Here is a 21,220-nt window from a genome sequence, read left to right on the forward strand (position 1 = left end):
GGGCTCCGCTACTTCGAGGCCTTGGCCGCGGCCTTGGCTGCCTGCTTCGTCGCGCGCACCGTCGTCAGCGACTCCGGGGAGACGATGTCGGCGACCGAGCGGAACGAGCCCTCCTCGCCGTAGGCGCCGGCGGCCTCGCGCCAGCCCGCACCGTCGAAGCCGCGCTGCTTGCCGAGCAGCGCGAGGAAGATGCGCGCCTTCTGGTCGCCGAAACCGGGCAGGGCCTTCAGGCGCGCGAGCACGGCTTTCCCGTCGGGCTCGTCTCGGGTCCAGATCGCGGAGGCGTCCGCGCCCCAGTCGTCGACGATCGCCCGGCAGAGCGTCTGCACGCGCCCCGCCATGTTGGCCGGGTAGCGGTGGACGGCCGGCGGGGTGCGGCAGAGCTCCGAGAAGGCCTCCTCGTCGAGGGCCGCGATCACCTCGGCGTCGAAGGACGCGCCGAGGGCCTCGAGACGCTGCTCGATCTTGAGCGGGCCCGCGAACGCGGTCTCCATCGCGACCTGCTGGTCGAGGAGCATGCCGATCAGGAGGGCGAGCGGATCGCGCGTCAGCAGCGCGTCGGCGTCCGGGTCGTCGGTGATGTGGAGCGCGTCGGAGGTCATCCCTCAGGGATACCACGCTCGTCGGCGAGACGCCGGACCACGCGGTCGATCGTCCCGAGCGAGGCCGTCAGCTCGAGGTCGGTGAGGTGGCCGTAGCCCAGGACCAGTGCCGGTCGGTCCGCCCTGCCCGACAGCGCGTACGCGTCGAGCGTCGCCACCTCGAGCCCCTCCCGGGCCAGCGCGGCGGAGACGTCGGCCGCCGCGAGGGATCGGGGCAACGAGAGGACGACGTGCAGCCCTCCGTCGAGCCCCTGGGCCTCGCCCCAGCCGATCCGCTCCGAGAACGCGCGGACCAGCTCGCGCCGGTGCGCGTACCTCCGCCGTGTGCGGGTGAGGTGCCGGCGGAACGCGCCGCCCGCCATGAACGCGTCGAGCGCCTCCTGCGTCGGACCCGAGACCGAGGCGTCGCGCTCGGAGTCGAGACCGGCCAGCGCCGGGCGCAGCCACGACGCGGCCGGCAGCGCGAGGAACGCGACCCGCAGCCAGGGCGACACGGTCTTCGAGAAGGAGCCGACGTGCGCCACTCCCCCGGTCGCGTCGAGCGAGGCGAGCGCGGGCAGCGGAGCGCCGACGTAGCGGAACTCGCTGTCGTAGTCGTCCTCGATCACGAGCATCCGCTCGCTCGTCGCGCGCCGCACGAGCTCGAGGCGCGCGGCGAGGGCGAGCCGGCCGCCGGTCGGGTACTGGTGCGAGGGAGTGACGACGACCACGTCGGGTCGGGCCGCGGCAAGCGCCGCGAGGTCGATCCCGTCGGCGTCGAGACCGATGCCGACCACCTCGTGACCCTCGGCGAGGAGGCGGCGCCGCACGGCCGGGTAGCCCGGGTCCTCCACTCCGACCCGCACGGAGCGGCCAAGCGCGGTCGAGGCGGCGCGGACGAGCAGCGCGACGGCGTCGGCGGTGCCGCTCGTGACCACGACGTCGGCAGGAGTGACGTCGACGCCGCGGGAGCGCCGGAGCTGGTCGGCGATCTGCGCGCGGAGGCCGGGATCGCCGGTCGGCGCGGGAAGGGCCGAGGGCGGTGCGGCGAGGGCCGGCCGCCAGGCCGCGCGCCACTCGGGGGTGTCGAGACCGCGGGTGTCCGGACGGCCGGGCCGCAGGTCCAGGAGCGGCGCGGTGCGCTCGGTCGGAGCACGCTCCCCGCTCGGCCTCGTGACGCGCACCGGAACCACCACTCCGTCCGCCGCCACCGTCACGGCGGCGCGAGGCTCGGCGACGAGGTAGCCCTCGCCCACCAGCTGGTCCACCGCGGCCACGACCGACCCGCGCGAGACTCCGAGCTGCCCGGCCAGCACACGGCTCGACGGGATCGGCTCGCCGGGGGCGTAGCGGCCGTCGAGCACGGCGGCGCGCAGCGCCTCCGCGAGGTGCGCTCGGACCGACCCCCGGGGCGACGGTGCCAGCAGCAGCGGGATCTCGAGGTCGCCGGATGCCATGAAGCCCTCCGCTCTGGACCACTCGGATCGGGGCCCGGTGGCATTCTGACAGATCCAGACGCGCGCCAGGATCGGAGCATGAGCACCCTCCCCGTCACCGACCGCACCCGAGTCACCCGGATCCGCGAGCGGCAGGTCACCGACCGCGCCGTCCTCGACGCCCTGCTCGACGAGGCGCTCGTCGCGCACGTGGCCGTGGTGCGCGACGGCGCCGCGATCGTGCTGCCGATCCTGTTCGCGCGCGACGGCGACTCCCTCCTGCTGCACGGGTCCAGCGGAGGAGGACTGCTGCGCTCCGCCGCACAGGGCTCGCTGCTGACGGTGTCGGTCTCGCTCCTCGACGGACTCGTGGTGGCGCGGTCCACCTTCGACAGCTCGATGAACTACCGCTCGGCGATGATCCTCGGCGCGGCCGAGACCCTGGAGGGCGAGGAGAAGCGCCGGGCGCTCGACGTGCTCGTCGACCGCCTGCTCCCCGGACGCGCGCGGGAGGTGCGCCCCACCACTTCGCGGGAGATCGCCGCGACCCTGGTGCTCCGGATGCCGCTGACCGAGGCGAGCGTCAAGATCCGCGCGGCAGGGCCCTCCGACGACGCCGAGCAGACGGACGGCGTCTGGGCCGGAGTCGTGCCGCTGGTCACCCGGACGCTGCCGCCGGTCCTCGCGACGGGAGTGCAGGGCTCGCCCCCGCCGTCGGTGGAGGCGTTCGTCCGGGGCGTCGACGCGACCCGGCCCGACCACTCCTGATCGACGGGCTGCACGGGCAGCAGCGCCCTACTTCGCGTCCTGCCGCGGGAACACGACCTTCTGCACGACGATGATGATCGACGCGGCGACCGGGATCGCGACGAGCGCGCCGAGCACGCCCGCGATGGTGCCTCCCGCGACGGCCGCGATCACGACGACAGCGCCGGGAACGGAGACAGCGCGCGCCATGATGCGCGGGCTGAGCACGTACGCCTCGATCTGCATGTAGACGAGGTAGTAGATCGCCGCGACGAGGGCGGTCAGCGGCGAGGCGAGCAGGCAGGCGAGCGAGATGATCGCCGCGCCCGAGATCGTGCCGACGAGCGGGATCAGCGATCCGAGGAACGCCACGCACGCGAGCAGCGCCGGCACCGGTCCGCCGATCGAGACCAGGAGGATGAACGTGAGGACGCCGTTGACGCCCGCGAGCGTCACCTGGCCCACCACGTAGCGGCCGACCGCTCCGGTGATCTCCTCGCCGACCTCGCGGGCCTTCGCGCGGTGCGAGGCCGGGGCGAAGCGGTAGGCGACCGACTTCATCGAGCGCAGCGACGCGAGGAAGTACAGGGTCAGGATCAGCACGATGATCGCGCCGGTGACGCCGCTGGCGATGCCGGTCCCGACAGCGAGCAGGCCGCCGCCGAGCGAGAGCAGGTTCTGCGGGTCGCCGATGAAGGTCTGGACGGTCTGGATCAGCTCGTCGACATTGATCACGCCCCGCAGCTGCTGCTCCAGATCGAGGACCCAGGGCTGCGAAGCGATGTCGGTGACGATCCGCGGGGCGTCGGTCACGAACAGAGTGAGCTGCGCCACCAGGATCGGGATGATGTAGAGGAGCAGCCCCGCGAAGCCCAGGAGCACGACCGCGAACACGATAGTGATCGCGAGAGCGCGCGGGATCCTCTTGCGCTCGAGCCACGACACCAGCGGGTCCAGGCCCAGCGAGAAGAACAGCGCCACGAACACGTAGGTGAGCACCGTGCTGAGCTCGACCACGAGGCCGCCGAGCACCAGCGCGACGAGCACGCCCAGACCGCCGAAGAGGCCGATTCGGAACGAGCGGATGGTGAAGACCGGGCGCTCCTGGTCGGCCGACACGACGATGTCGGAGTCGACCGCGGGCGGTGTCGGCGCCGCCGTGCGCCGTCGGGCGCGGGCGAACATGCGTCTGGTCCTCATGGGACGAGCGTAGCGGCGCCCAGAAGGCGCCCCTCCGCCTCGACCGGGACTTGACGCGGGTGCCGTCGTCCTGCCGTCAGCCCTCCGGATCGTGGTCGTCGACGGCCGGATCGTCGCGGTGCAGGGCGGCGTGGTGCTCCCACTCCTCCAGCAGGTGCTCGATCGCGGCGTGGAAGCGCTCGGTCGCCGCTCCCGGCCGGGTATCGCCGAAGTAGTGCCCCACCCAGCGCTGCAGACGCTCGACTGCCTCGGCGTCGTGCTCGAGACCGTCGATCCGGGACGCGATCGACGAGGCGTCCCGGGCGAGGAGCCACTCCGCGTCGCCGAGATAGCCCGACTCGTCGACGTCGGCGTCGGCGCTCACGGGTCGCGTGACCATCAGGGGGCGCCCGGTCGCGAGTCGGTCGTAGACCATCGCCGACACGTCGAGGATCGCGACATCGGCGGCGGCCAGCTGCCAGCCGAGCTCGCCTCCCGTGTCGTGGACGTGCTGCGCACTGCGGTCGGCCGCGTTCGCCGCGGCGATCAGAGCGACGATCTCGCGGTTCGCCGCCCCGTAGGCGGGGTCGACCGCTCCGCTGCGGGGGTGCGGTCGGTAGACGAGGCGGAAGCGGCGATCGGCGAGGAGCGCTCTGCTGAGGGCGACGCCGTGGCTCGCGACGGAGCCGTAGCCCGCGGCCGCCCGGTCGCCCTCCCAGGTCGGGGCGTACAGGACCACCTGGCGCTCGTCCGGAGTGAACGGCGTGCGGCCGGCGAAGTGGTCGGCCTGCGGACGGCCGATCGGGATCGCCCGCTTGGCGAAGTCGAAGTCCCAGAGCACGCGGTGGAGGCGGGTGAGGGCGGCGTCCCCCGCGATGAAACTGTAGTCGTAGGCCTTGAACTGGTTCGTGGTCATGTACATCTTGTCGCTCTCGCCGTGGTTGACGAAGACGTGCCAGCGGCGCCCGTAGCGCATCATCTGGAAGTTGCGCGCGTTCTGGTTGACGTACAGCACGATGCTCAGCGGCTGGCGGGCGATCGTGTCCTCGAGGTCGACGACCGACCGGACGTAGGCGACGGGGACCGGGCTCTCGCGCAGGAGGACCGCGGCGGCGCTCGCGTTCCGGGTCAGCAGGACGACCGGATGCGTCTTCGCGAGCTCGACCAGCGGGCGGTACCACTGCCGCACCTGGTACAGGTTGATGTCGCCGTCGGCGAAGTAGACGCCGATCTCGAAGCGGTCCTCGGGCAGGGGCGCCCGCTCGGCGAGGATCCGCGCCACGGTGGCCCTGGCCCGACGGGAGGCGAGCAGGTCGCTGCCGACCTTCCGCGCCAGTCGCGCATCCCGGACGAGACGGTGGAGGAGATCGCGGGACGTCATCGTTCCAGGCTACAAGCCTCCCCGCGCACGCCGGGGGCGCGCTCAGCGCGGAGTCGTCACCCGGAGCCAGACGAACTGCAGCGGAGCGAGCCGGAAGCCCTCGCGCAGGTCCACCGTGATCTCGGTCACGAGATCCAGGGCCACCGGATCGAGTCCGCCGAAGCGCTCCGGCGCGATCTCCTGCACCTCGTCCGAGACGTTCGCCAGCACGAGCAGGGCCTCGCCGTCGCCCGGGCGCTGGTAGCCGAGGACGTGGCGGTTCTGCGCGTCGAAGACGGTGAGGGCGTTGCCGGCGAACAGCGGCACCGCCTTGCGGATCGCGATGAGGTGCAGCAGACCGCCGAAGATCTCGCCCGCGTCGGTCCCCGGGGTCTCCCGCTGGGCGTAGCGCTCGAAAGGGCGTCGGGGCCGGTTGACCCAGCGCGAGTCGCCCGCCGTGGTCGGGTCCTCCCGGTAGCCGTAGTCGTTCAGCTGGCCGACCTCGTCGCCGAGGTAGAGCAGCGGCAGCCCCCCCGTGCTGAGCGCGATCGAGTGGGCGAGGAGGACCCGCTCGATGCCGTAGGGATCGCCGGCCTCGACGCCGGCGAGCGAGGCCGTCGTCCCCGAGACGCGCCGGTCGCCCGTGCGCGGGTTCTCCTGGAACGGGACGCCCCGCGCGAAGCTGCCGTCGAAGCGGTCGGTGTAGAAGTCGTTGAGGAACCGGCGGTGCCCGCCCGCGTCGATCCCGAGCTCCGCGGCGTCCTCGTCGGCGAAGGTCCAGCCGATGTCGTCGTGGCCGCGCACGTAGTTGACCCACGCCGTGCCCTCCGGCAGCGCGTGGCGGCGCTCGAGGGCCTGCGTGAGGAGGCGGACGTCGCGCGTCGCGAGCGCCTCCCAGGTCAGCGCCATCTGCAGCGGGTTGTACGAGAGCTGGCACTCCTGCACGTCGATGTACTCGACGACCTCGTCCGGGTGCACGATCGCCTCGGACTTGAACAGCAGCGACGGAGCGGCCAGGCGGCACACCTCGTTGAAGGCCCGCAGCAGCAGGTGCGCCTCGGGGCGCGACTCCGACGTCGTGCCGAGCTCCTTCCAGATGAACGCGACTGCGTCCATCCGGAGGGCGTCGATCCCCTGGTTGGCGAGGAACAGCATCTCGCCCGCCATCGCGCGGAAGACCTCGGGGTTGGAGTAGTTGAGGTCCCACTGGTAGCGGTGGAACGTCGCCCAGACCCAGCGGCCGTCCTCCATAGGGACGAAGGAGCCGGGGTGGTCCTCGGGGAAGATCTCGCGGGTCGTCCGCTCGAAGGCGTCCGGCTGCTCGCGGTCCGGGAAGATCCAGTAGTAGTCCTCGAACCGCTTCTCGCCGGCGAGCGCCCGCTGCGCCCACTCGTGCTCGTTCGAGGTGTGGTTGAAGACGAAGTCGACGACGAGGGCGATGCCCTGCGCGCGGAGGTCCGCGGCGAGCAGGCGCAGCTGGTCCATGTCTCCGAGGTCCGGCCGCACCCGGCGGTAGCTCGACACCGCGTAGCCGCCGTCGGACTCGCCCTCGGGCGCGTCGAAGAGCGGCATCAGGTGCAGGTAGTTGAGCCCGATCTCGCGGAAGTAGGGGATCTCGGCGCGGAGGCCCTCGAGATCGCCGGCGTAGCGGTCGACGTAGCAGACGCCGCCGAGCGCCGTGTTCGAGAGGAACCAGTCGGGCTGCTGCTCGCGGGTGCGGTCGAGAGCGCGGAGCTCCTCGGGGCGCTGGGCCCTGGCCGCGGCGGCGAGGGCCACGACGCCGAGGATCTGCTCGGCGAGGTCCTCGCGGTGACCGTACACCTGGGCGAGCAGCTCCACCAGGCGCGGGAGGTGCGCCTCGAGACGAGCGCGGAACTCGTCGTCGTCGCCGACCACGTCCCCCTCGTCGAGGTGCTCGCGCACCGTGGAGAGCAGCTGCGTCGAATCGAACACCGTCGTCCTTCCGGGGGGCATCCGCCCCGGCGGGAGCGGCTGCCCCGATGCTAGACGATGGGCGGACGACCGGCGAAACCCATGCGGAGCACCGTCCGCCACGACAGCACGCGTCGCGGACCGGCGTCCGTGCGCCACCCCTCCCGCCAGCCCGCGAACCACGCGCGCAGGGCCGGAGCGTCCCGCGCCCAGCGCAGGCACTGGATCGCGGTCCACGAGCCGACGTAGGCGAGGGCCAGCGGAGCGGCCAGGTTGCGCCGCGCGAGCCAGACGCGGTTGCGCGCGTTCAGCCGGTAGTAGTCGGCGTGCCGGGTCTGCTGGATCACCGGGTGCTGCGCGACGAGCTCGCCCGCGTACCAGGTGGTGCGGCCCGTGTCCCAGACCCGCCAGGCCAGCTCGATGCCCTCGTGGGCGTAGAAGAACGGATCGGCCCAGCCGCCGATCTCCTCGAACACGTCGCGGCGCAGCACGACGGCGCCCTCCCAGACCGAGAAGACCGGTCCGGAGCGCCGCGGGTCGCCCTTCAGGATCCGCGGGATCCAGCGCCGCGGGGCGGGAGTGCCGTCGGTGCTGTCGACGCGCGGCTGCACGAGTCCGATGCGCCGCGGAGACCGGAGCAGTGCGGTCGCGTCGCGGAGGAAGTCCGGGGACGGCACGCGCGCGTCGTCGTCGAGGAAGAACAGGTACTCGCCGCGGGTCGCGGGCACACCGGCGTTCCTCCCGGCCGGGATCCCGAGGTTCTCGGGGAGCGCGAGCGCGCGCACGCCCTCGGGCAGGCCCTCGGGGGTCCAGCCGTTGCCGACGCAGACCACGTCGAGCTCCACGCCGCGCTGGGCGAGGACGCTCGCGAGTCCGGCCGCGAGGTCGTCGGGCCGCGTGCCCTGGGTCAGGACGACGACGCCGACGCGGGGCAGCGCCTCCGAAACCGCGTCAGGAGCGGACACGCTGCGAGGCCATGATCGCGACGAAGTGCCCGGCGAGGGCGAGCAGCGCGAGCGGCAGGAGCGCCGACACCAGCACGCGGTCGGCGGTGCCCGCTCCGATCACCAGGCCGACGAGCGAGGCGGCGAAGGCGAGCATCGTGAGCTCGACGGAGTGGTAGAGGCGGTGGAACGGCACGAAGCGCGCGGCTCGGCGCAGCGCCGCGAGCCCGGACGACGACGGGACGGCCTCGCCCTTCGTGTCGGCCAGCTTCGTCAGCCCGGCGTTCGCGCGCGCCACGTGCACCATGTCGTTGAGCGCCTTGTTCAGCACGATGACCAGCGCCAGCGCGAGGCCGATCGTGGTCCAGAGGAAGTCGCCCGGCGCCTCGAACGGGAAGCCCGCGGCTCGGAGGCCCAGAGCGATCGGGATGAGCGACTCCGTCGTGTAGTGGCCCACCTTGTCGAGGAACACGCCGGCCGGCGAGGAGGTGCGCCGCCAGCGGGCGACCTCGCCGTCGCAGCAATCGACCAGCATCTGCAGCTGCCCGAGGAGCAGTGCCAGCGCGGCGCCGGCGACTCCCGGGATCAGCAGCGCGGCGGCCGCGCTCCAGCCGACGAGGATCATCAGACCCGTGACGCCGTTCGCCGAGATCGACGTGCGCAGCAGCACCCAAGTCAGGTAGGGCGAGAAGCGGCGGAGGTAGAGCGATGCCGTCCAGTGCTCGGCGTTGCGACGCCCGCGCACCTCGGGGGGCTGCGCGACGGCCTTCAGCTCGGCGATGGATCGGGGTCTCGTGGTCGCGGTCATGCGCCCCTCGCAGTGTCGGTGCCGTCGGTGCCGGTCGGCACTCCCTGCGTGCGCGGCTGGTTGCGGGCGGCCGAGATGTTGCTCGTCAGCCCGGCGAAGCCGAGGACGAACCCGGTGCCCCACGCCACGTGGATCGACGGGATCACGACGGCGAACCACAGCATCGCACGCGGGCCGTCGACCCGGGCGACGGCGACGGTGGCGGCCGCGACGAGCAGGAGGTATCCGGCAGGGACCGCGAATCCGAGCAGCAGCCAGGGCGCCGCGCCGACGAGCGCCTGCACGACCCCGGCGAGACCGAGGAGCAGCCCCAGGGCGAGCAGCGCGACGAGCACGGGCGGAGCGAAGTAGCGCAGCGACCGGGACGCCGGGAACAGGCGGGTCAGCTCGCCGCGCCACATCCCCGTCGAGAGGAACTGGCGGAGCAGCGCGCGCATCGACGGACGGGGGCGGTAGGTGACCGTGAGCCGCGGAGTGAACCAGACCGTGCCGCCCTGCTCGCGCAGGCGGCGGTTCAGCTCCCAGTCCTGGCCGCGCTTGAAGCGCTCGTCGAACAGGCCGGCCCGCTCGAGAGCCGACCGCCGGAAGACGCCGAGGTAGACGGTCTCGGCCGGTCCCTCCGCGCCGCCGACGTGGTGCGGGGTGCCGCCGAGGCCGATGCGCGAGCCGTAGGCCCGGGCGACCGCGCGCTGGAACGGCGTGAGCCCCTCCGCCGCCATGACGCCGCCGACGTTGTCCGCGCCGGAGCGCTGGAGCGTCTCGACCGCCACCCGCGCGTAGTCGCGCGGCAGCACCGAGTGGGCGTCGACCCGCACGACGACCGGGTGACGGGAGGCGCGGATCGCCGCGTTCAGGCCGGCGGGAGTGGAGCCGACGCCGTTGGGCACCACCCGGATCCGCGGGTCGGCCGCGCTCAGCTGCTCGACGAGCGCCTCGGTGCCGTCGATGCTCGGGGCGACGGCGAGGACGACGTCGAACGGACCGGTGTAGTCCTGGGCGAGCAGCGAGTCGACCGCGGCGCGGACGTGCGTGACCTCGTTCAGCACGGGCATGACATACGAGACGCCGGGCAGGCCGGAGAGGTCGTCCGTCGAGGCCTGGTCCGTCGGGTTCTCGGGCTGCATGTGTCCAGTTCGTGCGGGAGGATCCGGCCGCTCGAGGGCGTCCGGGCAGAAGTCCGCCCCACACTAGCAGCAGCCCCCGGGGACGGATCCCCGGGGGCTGCCGATGGTGCGGAAGGAGCGGATCAGCTGGTCGCCATGGTGCCCAGCGTCGCGTCGAGCTCGTAGCTCTGGCCGCTGCGGACGTAGGTGATCTGCACGTCGGCCTCGGCCGCGCGGGCGCGCACCTGCGCGGTCAGGTCGGACGCGTTCGTGATGGGAGTGCGGTCGATCCCCGTGACGATGTCGCCCGCTCGGAGACCCGCGGCCTCGGCGGCGCCGCCCGACGTGACCTCGCGGATGGCCGCACCGAGGACGTCCTCCGTGGAGTCGGTGACGCTCGCCCCGAGCAGGCCGTGCGTCGCCGATCCGTTCTCGATGATCTCCTTCGCGACGCGCTCGGCGACCGCGCTCGGTACGGCGAAGCCGACTCCGATGTTGCCGCTCTGGTCGCCCGAGCTCGAGGAGCCCGCGCTCGCGATGGCGACGTTGACCCCGATGAGCTCGCCGTCGCTGTCGAGCAGCGCGCCGCCCGAGTTGCCCGGGTTGATCGCCGCGTCGGTCTGGATGACCGGCAGCGAGATCGTGCTCGTCGCCTGCGTCTGCGGAGCCTGACCCGGGATGTCGAAGTTGAACGGGCTGTCGGTGCCGCCGCTCGAGCTGTCGCCGGAGTCGTCGGGCGCCGCGGAGGAGGCGACCTGGATGCTGCGGTTGAGCGCACTGACGATGCCGTCGGTGACGGTTCCCGAGAGGCCCAGCGGCGCTCCGATCGCGACGGCGGTGTCGCCGACGTTGATCTCGGAGGAGTCGGCGAAGGTGATCGGAGTGAGATCGCTCGCGTCGGCCAGCTTGATGACGGCGAGATCGAGGGTCGGGTCGGTGCCGACGATGGTCGCGTCGAAGATCCGGCCGTCGCTCGTGGTGACCGTGACCGCGGCGTCGGCGACGCCTCCGTCGAGGGTGACGACGTGGGTGTTGGTGAGCACGTAGCCGTCGTCGGACAGGACGATGCCCGAGCCGGTGCCCGCCGATGAGCCGCCGCTCACCGCGATCGTCACGACGCTCGGAGTCGCCTTCGCGGCCACCGCGGTCGCCGTCGTCGCGTCCTCGGCGTTGTTCACCGTGATGGTCTGACCGCCGCCGGCGGAGACGACGCGGGTGGCGGAGCCGTTCGAGGCCGACCAGAGGCCGAACACTCCGGCGCCTGCCACTCCCCCGACGACCGCGCCGATGGCGAGGGCGGCGACGACGCTGACGCCCGCACGGCGCTTGGCGGGTGCGGGCGCCGGCGCGGGCGGCTGCTCGCCGCCGGGGCCGAACGCGCTCGAGGAGGGCGGGTTCTCGGAGCTGTGGACCGTGCTCGCCGCGGGCGGTGCGTACTGGCCGTACCGGGGGGCGGGTGCGACGGGGCGCGCCTCGTCACCCGCGGTGGAGGTGGGCTGGGGGGCCGCCGCAGGGTGCGCGGGTGCCTCGTGGCGGGGCGCGGACGCCTCGGGCAGCGGGAGGGTGGGGTGCTCGGACCCGCGGCCCTGCTCGGCCGCCGGGGACGCCTGCGGGTCCGTCGGCGTGGTGGGATCCTCGGGCTGACGAGGACCCTCGTGACTCTCGGTCATGGGTAGTGCTCCTTCCAAGCTCAGTCAGCTTGGCCACCGAACCTGGGGGTTCCTTATGACCGGGCTGGAAGCGGGACTCGAAGTCGACGCCCGCCCGAGCGTGCAGACTGGGGCCGTGAGCATCCACGGATCCTGGACCCGCGCCGCCGCGGGCGCCGGCCTACTAGGTCCCCGCGGCGAGGTCGCCGCCACCGTCTTCAGCGAGATGAGCGCGCTCGCGCAGCGCACCGGCGCGATCAACCTCGGTCAGGGCTTCCCCGACGAGGACGGACCGCGAGAGGTGCTCGAGACCGCGCGGGAGGCCATCGCATCGGGACTCAACCAGTACCCGCCGGGTCCGGGCTTCCCGGTCCTGCGCACCGCGGTCGCCGCGCACCAGGAGCGCTTCTACGGTCTCCAGCCCGATCCGGACGGCGAGGTCCTCGTCACGACCGGCGCCACCGAGGCCCTCGCCGCGACCCTCCTCGCCCTGCTGGAGCCCGGGGACGAGGTCGTCACGTTCACTCCGCATTACGACGCGTACGGGGCGCTGATCGCCCTCGCCCGGGGCGTGCACCGGACGGTGCTGCTGCGCGGACCGGATTTCTCGGTCGACCACGCGGAGCTGGAGGCGGCGGTCACGGATCGCACGCGCGTCATCCTCGTCAACGACCCGCACAACCCGACCGGCTCGGTGCTGCCGGTCGAGACCCTCGAGCTGATCGTCCGGCTCGCACACCGGCACGACGCTCTGATCGTGACCGACGAGGTCTACGAGCACCTCCGCTTCGACTCGCCGCACCTGCCGATCGCGACCCTGCCGGGGGCGTGGGCGCGCACGCTGACGATCTCCTCCGCCGGCAAGACGTTCAGCACCACCGGCTGGAAGATCGGCTGGATCACCGGGCCGCGCGAGCTCATCACGGCGGTCCTCGCGGTGAAGCAGTTCCTCACCTACGTCAGCGGCTCGCCGTTCCAGGGGGCGGTCGCCCGGGGTCTGGGGCTCGACGACTCCTTCTTCCGCGGGATCGCGGGCACCCTCGAGCGCAAGCGCGACATCCTCTCGGCCGGTCTCGCGGCCGCGGGCTTCGGGGTGTCGCCCTCGTCCGGGAGCTACTTCGTCGTGGCCGACGTCGCCCCGCTGGGCTGGACCGACGGGACGGCCTTCTGCCGGTCGCTGCCGGAGCTCGCGGGTGTGGTCGCGGTGCCGGTCTCGGCCTTCTGTCGACCCGAGGACGCGGCCGGGTACCGCTCGCTGGTGCGCTTCGCCTTCTGCAAGCGGTTCGAGGTGCTCGAGGAGGCGGCCGGGCGGCTCGCCCGCCTGGGGGCCTGACGGGGTCTTCCGCGGACCCGTCGGCAGCTCCTACAGCGGACGGACCGTGAAGCGCCGCAGGGCGAGCGCCGGGTTCTTCGCGCGCGCCGCGTCGATCCGCTCACGGGACAGCCAGGCGACCGCCACGTCCTCTGCCTCGCCGAGCGTCGCGATCTCGACGCCCATCGGGTCGACGATCATGCTGTTCCCGACGCCGATCGGCGGCGTCTGGTCGGCGGCGACGAGGTAGATCGTGTTCTCGAGCGCCCGTGCGGTGACGAGCGTGCGCCAGTGCGCCTCCTTGAGCGGCCCCCTGACCCACTCGGCGGGCGCGGCGACGACATCCGCCCCCGCGTCGACGAGCCAGCGCGTCACCTCCGGGAAGCGGAGGTCGTAGCAGGTCTGGAGCCCCACGACGAGGTCGCCGACGGCGAAGGTCTCGGGCACGCCGATCTCGCCGGGGGCGATCCACTCCGACTCGGTCTGCCCGAACGCGTCGTAGAGGTGGAGCTTGCGGTAGTGCGCGACCAGCGCGCCCTCGGGATCCACGGCGACGAGCGTGTTGGCGACGCGACGCTCATCCTCGATCGCCTCGACCATGCCGGCGACCACGAACACGTCGAGCTCGCGGGCGATCGCTCCGAGCCCCTGCACGAAGGCGCCGTCGATCGGCTCTCCTGCGGCGAGCGTCCCGGGACCGAGCGGGTCGGCGAAGGACGAGCTGTACTCGGGGAGCACGACCACGCGCGCGCCGCGCTGCACAGCGACCTCGACGAGTCGCCGGATTGTCGCGAGATTCGCGTCGCGGTCGGCGACCGGCGCGAACTGGGCGACGGCGAATCCGATGCCCGCAGCGGGTCGGGTGGACACGATCAGCTCGGCGGGTAGAGGAAGAGCGGCACGCTCGAGGCCGGGATCGTGCGCGTGTGGTACGAGTGGTCGTTGCCCCAGTTGTACTCCTCGAGCGAGACCGTGCCGTCGGAGTTGACCGACTGCACGTACGCCACGTGGTTGCCGGTGAACCAGGCGACGCTGCCGGGGACCGGGGTGGTGCTGGTCTGCCATCCGTGGGAGGCCCACTGGCCCGCCCACGCGTAGGCGCTGCCGCCGCCCGGGGTCATGTTGCCCCAGGTCCACTTCCACGGCGCACCGGTCGAGCCCTGGTCGCGGTTGAGGCGCCACGCCACGAAGTCGACGCACTCGCGGTAGTAGTAGCGCAGCGGCGAGAGGCCGCCGCCCTGGTCGTCGGTGAGCTGGTCGCGCCAGGGGTAGTCGTCGCCCTCCTCTCGGGGAGTGACGGAGGTGCTCGAGGAGCCGGGTGCCGCCGTCGGGTCCGCGGCCGCCGACGCTGCCAGCTCGGCCTCGCGGGCGGCCTTCTCGGCGGCCTCGGCGAGAGCGCGCGCCTGGGCGGCCGCCTCGTCGAGCTGCTGCTGGGTGGGCGCGGTGAAGGAGTCGCGGATCACCTGCTCCTGGGCGGCCGATGCCGACACGGTGAGCTTCTGCGTGCCGAGAGCGCGGATGCGCGCCTCCGCCTCGATCGCGGCCTGCGAGTCGTCGGCGGGGTCGAACGAGTAGGCGGGGAGCGCCATGACGGCGACCATGCCGGCGATCGCGGCCACCGCGGCGGTGCTGACCGCTCCACGGAGCACCGCGGCCTTGCGGCGGCGCACGGGCGGAAGGGAGGGGACCCGCGGAGCGAGGACGGGCGAGGTCACGGCGAGGACGGGAGCGTCCGGGGCCGCGCGGCGGCCGGCGGCGGCGCGAGCGGGTCGATCGCCGCGGTGGGCGGCCTCTCCCGGGACGGAGTCGGAGAGCGAGGACGCCGGCGACGCCTCGGCGGCCCGGCGACTGCGCCGGGTCGGGTGGTCGGTCGCTCCGGATCCGTCGCCGGCCGTCGGAGTCCCGTCCACCTGTTCGTCCGTCACACCGTCACCCTTCGCGTCCCCGTCGAGGATACCGGCCGACCACCTCCGACACACCGCCCTGCGACACCCGGCACGGCGACCCTCCTCACCCGTCCCGGAGGGGATGGGCGAGCTCGTCCGGGCCCAGCCGTGCGAGCAGGAGCGTGACGACCGCCGACACCGCCGCGAGCACGCCGACCACCGCGAACGTCGGCGCGATCCCGACCGCTTCGCCCACCGGGCCCGCGACGGCCATCGAGACCGGCATCAGAGCGAGGGACACGAAGAAGTCGAGGCTCGACACGCGCCCGAGCAGCGCCGACGGCACCCTCTGCTGCAGGAGCGTCCCCCACAGCACCTGCGCCGCCGCCCCGGTGACGCCGTCGAGGAAGAGGATCGCCGCGATCATCCACAGCTGGTCGACGACGCCGAGCAGGACGAAGGGCAGCGCACCGAAGCCCCACAGCAGGATCATCGTGGTCAGGTAGCGGCGCGGCACGGGGCGCGAGGAGACGACGAGGGATCCGACGACGCCGCCCACGCCGTAGGCCGTCAGGGCGAGCGCGTAGCCCGAGGCGCCGGTCCCGGTCTGATCGCGCACCGCGAAGGGCACGAGCACCTCGATCGGACCGACGACCAGGAACACGAGGACGATCGCGAACAGCAGCGTCGCGAGCAGCCACCGCGTGCGCACCATGTAGCCGAAACCTTCGCGGAGGTCGCGGACCGCCGAGCCGAGCGCGCTCCCTCCGGCGTCTGCGGCCCGCTCGAACGGGACGGGTCCTACCAGGAGCAGTCCCGCGAGTGCGAGCGCGTACCCGACCGCCGCGACGGCGAACGCCGCCGACGGCGCCGACACCGCGATCACCGCACCCGCGATCGCGGGCCCGGCGGCGCTCTGAGCGATCGGGCGCAGAGCCCCCTCGACGCCGTTCGCGGCGAGGAGCTGATCGGCCGGCAGCAGGCGAGGGAGGAGCGCGGAGTACGCCGGGAAGAAGAACGCCTCGCCGACGCCGAGCACGAACGCGACCGCGGTCAGCTGCCAGACCGTGAGGATCCCGGCCGAGGAGAGGGCGACCGCGGCGAGGACGACGAGCACCCGCACCGCCTCGACGACGATCAGGATGCGCCGCTGCGGCACCCGATCGGCCAGCACTCCCCCGAGCAGGACCGCGAGCACGAGGCCGAGGGCGCTGGCCGTCGCCACCAGCGAGACGTCCCCGGGGCCGCCGCCGAGGGCGATGACCTGCCAGACGAGGGCGACGATCCACACCCCGCTCGCGAGGAGGGAGAGCGCGAGGGAGCCGGCGAGGAAGCGGTAGCCGCGCGTCTCGAAGGGGCGGAGCGCGCGAGGGAGGGCCGGGGCCATGCCGATCCCTCCTCCGCGGTGGTGACGCGGGCAGCCGACCAGAGTAGCGTCTGGCCCGAGAGGGCGGCAACGGCGCCACCCGCGGAGGGAAGTGGTGCACCGTGGTCCGGAGCGAGCGCGTGTTCAGCGGATTCAGCGTCGACGACATCGAGGCGGCGAGGGCCTTCTACGGGACGACGCTGGGGTTCGACGTGTCGCTCAACTCGATGGGCATCCTCGAGATCGCCCTCCCCGGCGGAGGGCATGCGATCGCGTATCCCAAGCAGGACCACGTGCCCGCGACCTTCACGATCCTGAACCTCTCGGTCGAGTCGGTCGACGACGCGGTGGCGGAGCTGAACCGCGCCGACGTCGTGACGAAGATCTACGACGACGACGAGCTCCCCACCGACGCGACCGGAGTGATGCGCGGACACGGCCCGGAGATCGCGTGGTTCCGCGACCCGGCGGGCAACGTGCTGAGCGTGATCGCCGCGGACTGAACCGGAGCTCGATGCGCCCGCTGCCCGGGCTGCTCGATCAGCACGAGGAGAGGCGACCTCCACGGGCCGGGCACGCGGAGGCAGACCTCCAGACAGGAGACCCCGTCTGCCTGCTGGTCGAGTAGCCCCGCAGGGGCGTATCGAGACCCGCATCCCCTGACCGTCGGTCACCGTGCCGCGACCCTCACAGCACGGAGCGCGGGAGGCGGGGCTGCTGGAGCACGTGGATCTCGATACGCCCGCTGCGCGGCTACTCGATCAGCAAGCAGGGACGCCCGCCGCGCGGGCTGCTCGATCGGCGGAGGGGCGACCATCGGGTGCCCGTTAACGACGAAACCCGGCCTCCGAGGAGACCGGGTTTCGCTTTCTTGTTGCGGGGGCAGGATTTGAACCTACGACCTCTGGGTTATGAGCCCAGCGAGCTACCGAACTGCTCCACCCCGCGGCACAAGAGAAGACATTACACGCGGATCGGGAGCAATGCAAATCGAGAGCCAGGAGCGGGAGGGGCCGACCCTCAGCGCCGCTTCACGGCTGTGATCGCGAGCGCCAGCGGCAGCCACTCCCGGTCGGGCCAGGACCACACTCCGTCGCTCTCGACGAGCTGCGGAACGACCCGCCACGGCGCGATCGGCTCCTCGCGCAGCTCCGTCAGAGACAGGCCCGCACCGAGCAGCGCCGACACGATCGAGCCGATCGGGTGGCTGAACTCGTGGGCGCGGACGTTCTCGAACGAGGCGTCCGACACCGCGTAGTCGCCCGAGTTCTCGACGACGACGGGCTCGCCGCGGCCGTCGTAGGGCTGCTGGAACCGCGGCTCCTGCCCTTCGGGCGAGCCGGTGAAGACCGCCGCTGCGGGGTGCGTGTCGACGAAGACGAAGGAGCCGCCGGGAGCGAGGAACCACTCCACGATGCGCGCCCACTCGACGAGGTCCGGCAGCCAGACGACGGTGCCCCAGGTGGTGACGACGACGTCGAACGAGTCGGGCTCCGGCAGCATGTGCCGCAGCTCGTAGAGGTTGGCGCAGACGAAGCGGGCGCGGTCCGTGAGGCCCAGCTCCGCCGCGAGCTCGCGCGCCTTGCGCACGGCCGGCATCGAGAAGTCGACTCCGATGACGTCCGCGCCGCGCTGGGCGAGCGCCAGGGTGTCGGCGCCGAAGTGGCACTGCAGATGCAGCACCCGCTTGCCCTCCCAGCCGTCGGGCGCGACGCGGGCGAGCGACTCCTCCTCGACGGGGAAGAGCCGGCCCGCCCCGCCGCGCAGCGCCGACAGGTCGTAGAACGAGCTGTCGACGTGCGCGGCGACGCGCTCGTCCCAGAGGGCGCGGTTCAGATCGAGCCACTCCCCCGAGCGCAGGTGCTCGCCGCGGTCGACCTGAACCATCGTGCTACTGCGCCCCCTCGGCCTCGAGGGCCCGGGCGAGGGCCTCCGTCAGCTGCTCGTCGGCCGCCGCGAACGCGGTCAGGTCGCCGGCGCGCAGGGCCGCCTCGCGAGCGTCGAGCGCGGTCCGGGCGTCGCTGAGCGCCTGCTGCAGCGGCGTCTGGTCGCCGGTGTCGGCGTCCGATCCACCGGTCTCGGTGTCCGTTCCCGGATCCGTCCCGACGTCGGTGCCCGGGTCGGTGCCGGTGTCCGGAGTCGTGGGCGTGCCCGTGTCGCCGGCCGTCGCTCCCGAGTCGCCGCCGAAGAGGCTGTCGAGCGCGGCGTCGAGGGTGTCCTCGAACGCGATGTCGTCACCGAACGCGACCAGCACCTTCTGGAGGAGCGGGAAGCTCGTGTCGCCGTTGGAGCGGACGTAGATCGGCTGCACGTACAGCAGACCGCCTCCGACGGGGAGCGTCAGCAGGTTGCCTCGGGTGACCGTGGTGTCACCGCGCGACAGGATGTTGAGCTCGTTCGCGACAGTGGGGTCGGTCGTGAACGCGTTCTGCACCTGGCCGGGTCCGGGGACCGTGTCGTCCTTGGGCAGCTCGAGGAGGCGGAGCGTGCCGTAGCCGTCGGCGACCTCGCCGTCCGCGGATCCCGCGTCGGAGTCGGCCACGAGGTAGCCGGTGAGCACGTTGCGGCTCGTCTGGCTGCCCGCGACGCTCGCCGGGATGTACGTCGAGTAGAGCGAGTACGACGGGACGTCCTGGTCGGGGGTCTGCAGCGTCAGGTAGTACGGCGGCTGCAGGGTGTCGCCGGTCGCGGCGGCCGTGGTCGCGGCTCCGCTCGTCGGGTCGTTCGGCGTCGACCAGGCGTCCTCACGGGAGTAGAAGGACCCCGCCTCGGTCACGTGGTAGGTGCCGAGCACCGCGCGCTGGACCTTGAAGAGGTCCTCCGGGTAGCGGACGTGGCTGATCAGATCGGCCGACATGTCGCTGACCGGCTTCACCGTCGACGGGAAGATCTTCTGCCAGGTCTGCAGGATCGGGTCCTCGGTGTCCCAGGCGTACAGGGTGACCTTGCCGTCGTAGGCGTCGACCGTGGCCTTCACCGAGTTGCGGATGTAGTTCACGTCGTCGGTCGGGAACTGCTGCTGGGTGTTGGTGTCGGCGATCGCCTGCGAGAGGCTCTGCACAGCGGAGTAGGGGTATTCGGCCGACGTGGTGTAGCCGTCCACCACCCAGACCACGCGGTCGTCGACGACGGTCGGGTACGCGTCGGAGTCGAGGGTCAGGTAGGGAGCGACCTTCTGCACGCGGTCGACCGGGTTGCGGTCGTAGAGGATCTGCGACTCGCTGTTCACTCCGTCCGACAGGAAGATCTGCTCGGACTGGAACTTGATCGCGTAGACGAGCTTCTTGAAGACGTTGTCGAGCGACGGACCGCCCTCGCCGTCGAAGGTCGTGTACGTCTGCTGCGCCCCGTCGGTGCCCGAGGGGTAGTCGAGCTCGATGTCGCGCGACTCGGTGCCGCCGACGATCGAGTACGCCGGCGAGTTCTCGCCGAAGTAGATCCGCGGCTCGTAGTCGCCGAGGTCGCCGGTCGTGGGCACGCCGGACTCGATGAACACGGGCTCACCGTCGGCCGAGCGCTGGTTGCCGTAGGCGGCGACGAGGCCGTAGCCGTGGGTGTAGACGAGCGTCTGGTTGTACCAGGTCTGGTTGTTGCCCAGGCCGTTGAGGTTCAGCTCGCGGACGCCGACGACCGCGTCCTGGGTCGAGCCGTCGATCGAGTAGCGGTCGACATCGAGCGAGTTGCGGTCGTCGCCGAAGGAGTAGTACTGGCGGAACTGCTGGAGCTGCGAGAACGCGTCGGTCACGACCGCGGGGTCGATGATGCGGATGTTCGCGGTGGTCTCCGCGTCCGATCGCAGCGCCCCCGGAGCGGCATCGGTCGTCGCGTCGTACGGGATCACCTCGACGTCGTCGACGCCGTAAGCCTGCCGGGTCATGTCGATGTTGCGCTGGATGTACTCGGACTCGAGCGTGCGCTCGTTCGGCACCACCTGGAAGGTCTGCACGACCCAGGGGGCGAGCGACCCGACGAGCAGGCTCGACACGATGAGCAGCGCGGTTCCGATGACCGGGAGGCGCCAGCGGCCGATGAACGCCGTGACGACGAAGAGGACCGCGACGAGCGCCGCGACCAGCGCGAGGATCTGCAGACCCGGGATCGTGGCGTTGACGGTGGCGTAGGTCGCTCCGGTGATGCGCGCGCCCTGGTCGGTGAGGGTCGCGTACTGGTCGAGCCAGAGGCTGACCGCCTGCACCAGCAGGTAGAGCGCAGCGATGATGGCGACCTGGATGCGGGAGGACTTCGAGACGCGCACCTCGCGGCCGTTCACGCGGATCGCTCCGTAGAGGTAGCCGGTGGCCAGGGTGGCGAGCGCCGAGATGATGAGGACGGCGGAGGCGAAGCCGACGATGCTCTGGTAGAAGGGCAGCTCGAAGAGGTAGAAGGAGGTGTCCAGACCGAACTGCGGGTCGACGTCACCCGAGGGCGTGCGGTTCCAGAAGGTCAGGCTGGTCTGCCAGCGCGACGCGGAGGACACTCCGGCGAAGAGGCCCAGGACCGCGGGGATCCCGAAGGTTGCGAGGCGCCGCAGCGGCTCGACCACCTGCTGGTAGCGGTCGATCTGCGAGTTGAGCTTGGCGTAGACCGGCCGGAGGCGGTAAGCGAGGCTGAGGCTGATGAAGACCGGGACGGCCATCGCGACGAAGCCGATGGCGAAGAGCCCGCCCGCGGCCGCCCACTGCGTCGTGAGCACGGACAGGAAGCCGAGCTGGTCGTACCAGAGGATGTCGGTGTAGAGACCGGCGAAGACGAAGAACGCCACCACCAGAGCGGCCACCACCACGACAGTGACGGCGAGGGCGCTCCGTCTCTTCCGCGGCGGGGTTTCGGTTGCTGTGGAACTCACGGATAAGCCTCTTGCTGTCGAGATGTGAGGGGAGGGCACCCATGCTATGCGACGGGTGTCCGGCCCACCTG

At 72.3% G+C, this 21,220-nt stretch carries 17 protein-coding genes and 1 tRNA gene; 3 read left to right on the forward strand and 15 right to left on the reverse strand.

All coding sequences use genetic code 11. The features are described from left to right. Window positions 1-8: 8 nt before the first annotated feature. Window positions 9-602, reverse strand: coding sequence for an HhH-GPD-type base excision DNA repair protein (locus tag ASF48_RS15375; RefSeq protein ID WP_055793623.1), 594 nt, complete (start codon window positions 600-602; stop codon window positions 9-11). Beyond that, window positions 599-2,038, reverse strand: a complete 1,440-nt coding sequence (pdxR, locus tag ASF48_RS15380) for a MocR-like pyridoxine biosynthesis transcription factor PdxR (RefSeq protein ID WP_055793625.1) — start codon at window positions 2,036-2,038, stop codon at window positions 599-601. Before pdxR ends, ASF48_RS15375 begins: the two co-directional genes overlap by 4 nt. 78 nt (window positions 2,039-2,116) lie before the next feature. On the opposite strand from pdxR, the gene ASF48_RS15385 reads away from it, so the two are divergent. Beyond that, window positions 2,117-2,785, forward strand: coding sequence for a pyridoxamine 5'-phosphate oxidase family protein (locus ASF48_RS15385; protein WP_055793627.1), 669 nt, complete (start codon window positions 2,117-2,119; stop codon window positions 2,783-2,785). A 27-nt stretch (window positions 2,786-2,812) separates the two neighbouring features. On the opposite strand, the gene ASF48_RS15390 is transcribed toward ASF48_RS15385, so the two are convergent. The 7 genes from ASF48_RS15390 to ASF48_RS15420 all read right to left on the reverse strand — a co-directional run bounded on the left by ASF48_RS15390 (window position 2,813) and on the right by ASF48_RS15420 (window position 11,760). Further along, window positions 2,813-3,964 carry an AI-2E family transporter gene (locus tag ASF48_RS15390; RefSeq protein ID WP_230673926.1) on the reverse strand — a complete coding sequence of 384 codons (1,152 nt, stop codon included), beginning with the start codon at window positions 3,962-3,964 and terminating at the stop codon, window positions 2,813-2,815. Between the two features lie 76 nt (window positions 3,965-4,040). Beyond that, window positions 4,041-5,324, reverse strand: coding sequence for a hypothetical protein (locus tag ASF48_RS15395; protein WP_055793631.1), 1,284 nt, complete (start codon window positions 5,322-5,324; stop codon window positions 4,041-4,043). Window positions 5,325-5,366: 42 nt separating this feature from the next. After that, window positions 5,367-7,256 (reverse strand): amylosucrase, encoded by a 1,890-nt coding sequence (locus ASF48_RS15400; protein WP_055793633.1) that lies wholly within the window; start codon window positions 7,254-7,256, stop codon window positions 5,367-5,369. A gap of 50 nt (window positions 7,257-7,306) precedes the next feature. Then, complete coding sequence (locus tag ASF48_RS15405; protein ID WP_055793635.1) at window positions 7,307-8,200, reverse strand: glycosyltransferase family 2 protein; 894 nt, start codon at window positions 8,198-8,200, stop codon at window positions 7,307-7,309. Further along, window positions 8,187-8,987: a CDP-alcohol phosphatidyltransferase family protein gene (locus ASF48_RS15410; RefSeq protein WP_055793637.1), complete on the reverse strand. Its 801-nt coding sequence runs from the start codon at window positions 8,985-8,987 to the stop codon at window positions 8,187-8,189. The genes ASF48_RS15405 and ASF48_RS15410 overlap by 14 nt, the downstream gene beginning before the upstream one ends. Next, window positions 8,984-10,111, reverse strand: coding sequence for a glycosyltransferase family 2 protein (locus ASF48_RS15415; protein WP_082481577.1), 1,128 nt, complete (start codon window positions 10,109-10,111; stop codon window positions 8,984-8,986). Before ASF48_RS15415 ends, ASF48_RS15410 begins: the two co-directional genes overlap by 4 nt. A 122-nt stretch (window positions 10,112-10,233) precedes the next feature. Further along, window positions 10,234-11,760: a S1C family serine protease gene (locus ASF48_RS15420; RefSeq protein WP_082481579.1), complete on the reverse strand. Its 1,527-nt coding sequence runs from the start codon at window positions 11,758-11,760 to the stop codon at window positions 10,234-10,236. A gap of 115 nt (window positions 11,761-11,875) precedes the next feature. Here ASF48_RS15420 and ASF48_RS15425 point away from each other — a divergent pair, with 115 nt between their 5' ends. Further along, complete coding sequence (locus ASF48_RS15425; RefSeq protein ID WP_055793937.1) at window positions 11,876-13,072, forward strand: aminotransferase class I/II-fold pyridoxal phosphate-dependent enzyme; 1,197 nt, start codon at window positions 11,876-11,878, stop codon at window positions 13,070-13,072. Window positions 13,073-13,102: 30 nt separating this feature from the next. Here ASF48_RS15425 and ASF48_RS15430 read toward each other — a convergent pair whose 3' ends face one another. From ASF48_RS15430 to ASF48_RS15440, 3 genes are all read right to left on the reverse strand, one after another. Beyond that, window positions 13,103-13,921 (reverse strand): carbon-nitrogen hydrolase family protein, encoded by an 819-nt coding sequence (locus tag ASF48_RS15430; RefSeq protein WP_230673919.1) that lies wholly within the window; start codon window positions 13,919-13,921, stop codon window positions 13,103-13,105. Between the two features lie 2 nt (window positions 13,922-13,923). Further along, window positions 13,924-14,976: a CHAP domain-containing protein gene (locus ASF48_RS19960; protein WP_157603190.1), complete on the reverse strand. Its 1,053-nt coding sequence runs from the start codon at window positions 14,974-14,976 to the stop codon at window positions 13,924-13,926. Window positions 14,977-15,061: 85 nt separating this feature from the next. Further along, window positions 15,062-16,324 (reverse strand): MFS transporter, encoded by a 1,263-nt coding sequence (locus tag ASF48_RS15440; protein ID WP_055793641.1) that lies wholly within the window; start codon window positions 16,322-16,324, stop codon window positions 15,062-15,064. Window positions 16,325-16,425: 101 nt separating this feature from the next. On the opposite strand from ASF48_RS15440, the gene ASF48_RS15445 reads away from it, so the two are divergent. Continuing rightward, entirely contained in the window at window positions 16,426-16,806 is a 381-nt protein-coding gene (locus tag ASF48_RS15445) for a VOC family protein (protein ID WP_055793643.1), read from the forward strand. Window positions 16,807-17,177: 371 nt separating this feature from the next. Here ASF48_RS15445 and ASF48_RS15450 read toward each other — a convergent pair. The 3 genes from ASF48_RS15450 to ASF48_RS15460 all read right to left on the reverse strand — a co-directional run bounded on the left by ASF48_RS15450 (window position 17,178) and on the right by ASF48_RS15460 (window position 21,149). Further along, window positions 17,178-17,251 (reverse strand) — tRNA-Met (locus ASF48_RS15450). 72 nt (window positions 17,252-17,323) lie between these two features. Beyond that, a complete protein-coding gene (locus ASF48_RS15455; RefSeq protein ID WP_055793645.1) occupies window positions 17,324-18,190 on the reverse strand; it encodes a class I SAM-dependent methyltransferase in 867 nt (288 codons plus the stop codon). Window positions 18,191-18,194: 4 nt separating this feature from the next. Further along, window positions 18,195-21,149 carry a UPF0182 family membrane protein gene (locus ASF48_RS15460; protein WP_107575517.1) on the reverse strand — a complete coding sequence of 985 codons (2,955 nt, stop codon included), beginning with the start codon at window positions 21,147-21,149 and terminating at the stop codon, window positions 18,195-18,197. Window positions 21,150-21,220 lie beyond the last annotated feature (71 nt).

The sequence above is a fragment of the Rathayibacter sp. Leaf299 genome, from assembly GCF_001423055.1.
Taxonomy (GTDB): domain Bacteria; phylum Actinomycetota; class Actinomycetes; order Actinomycetales; family Microbacteriaceae; genus Rathayibacter; species Rathayibacter caricis.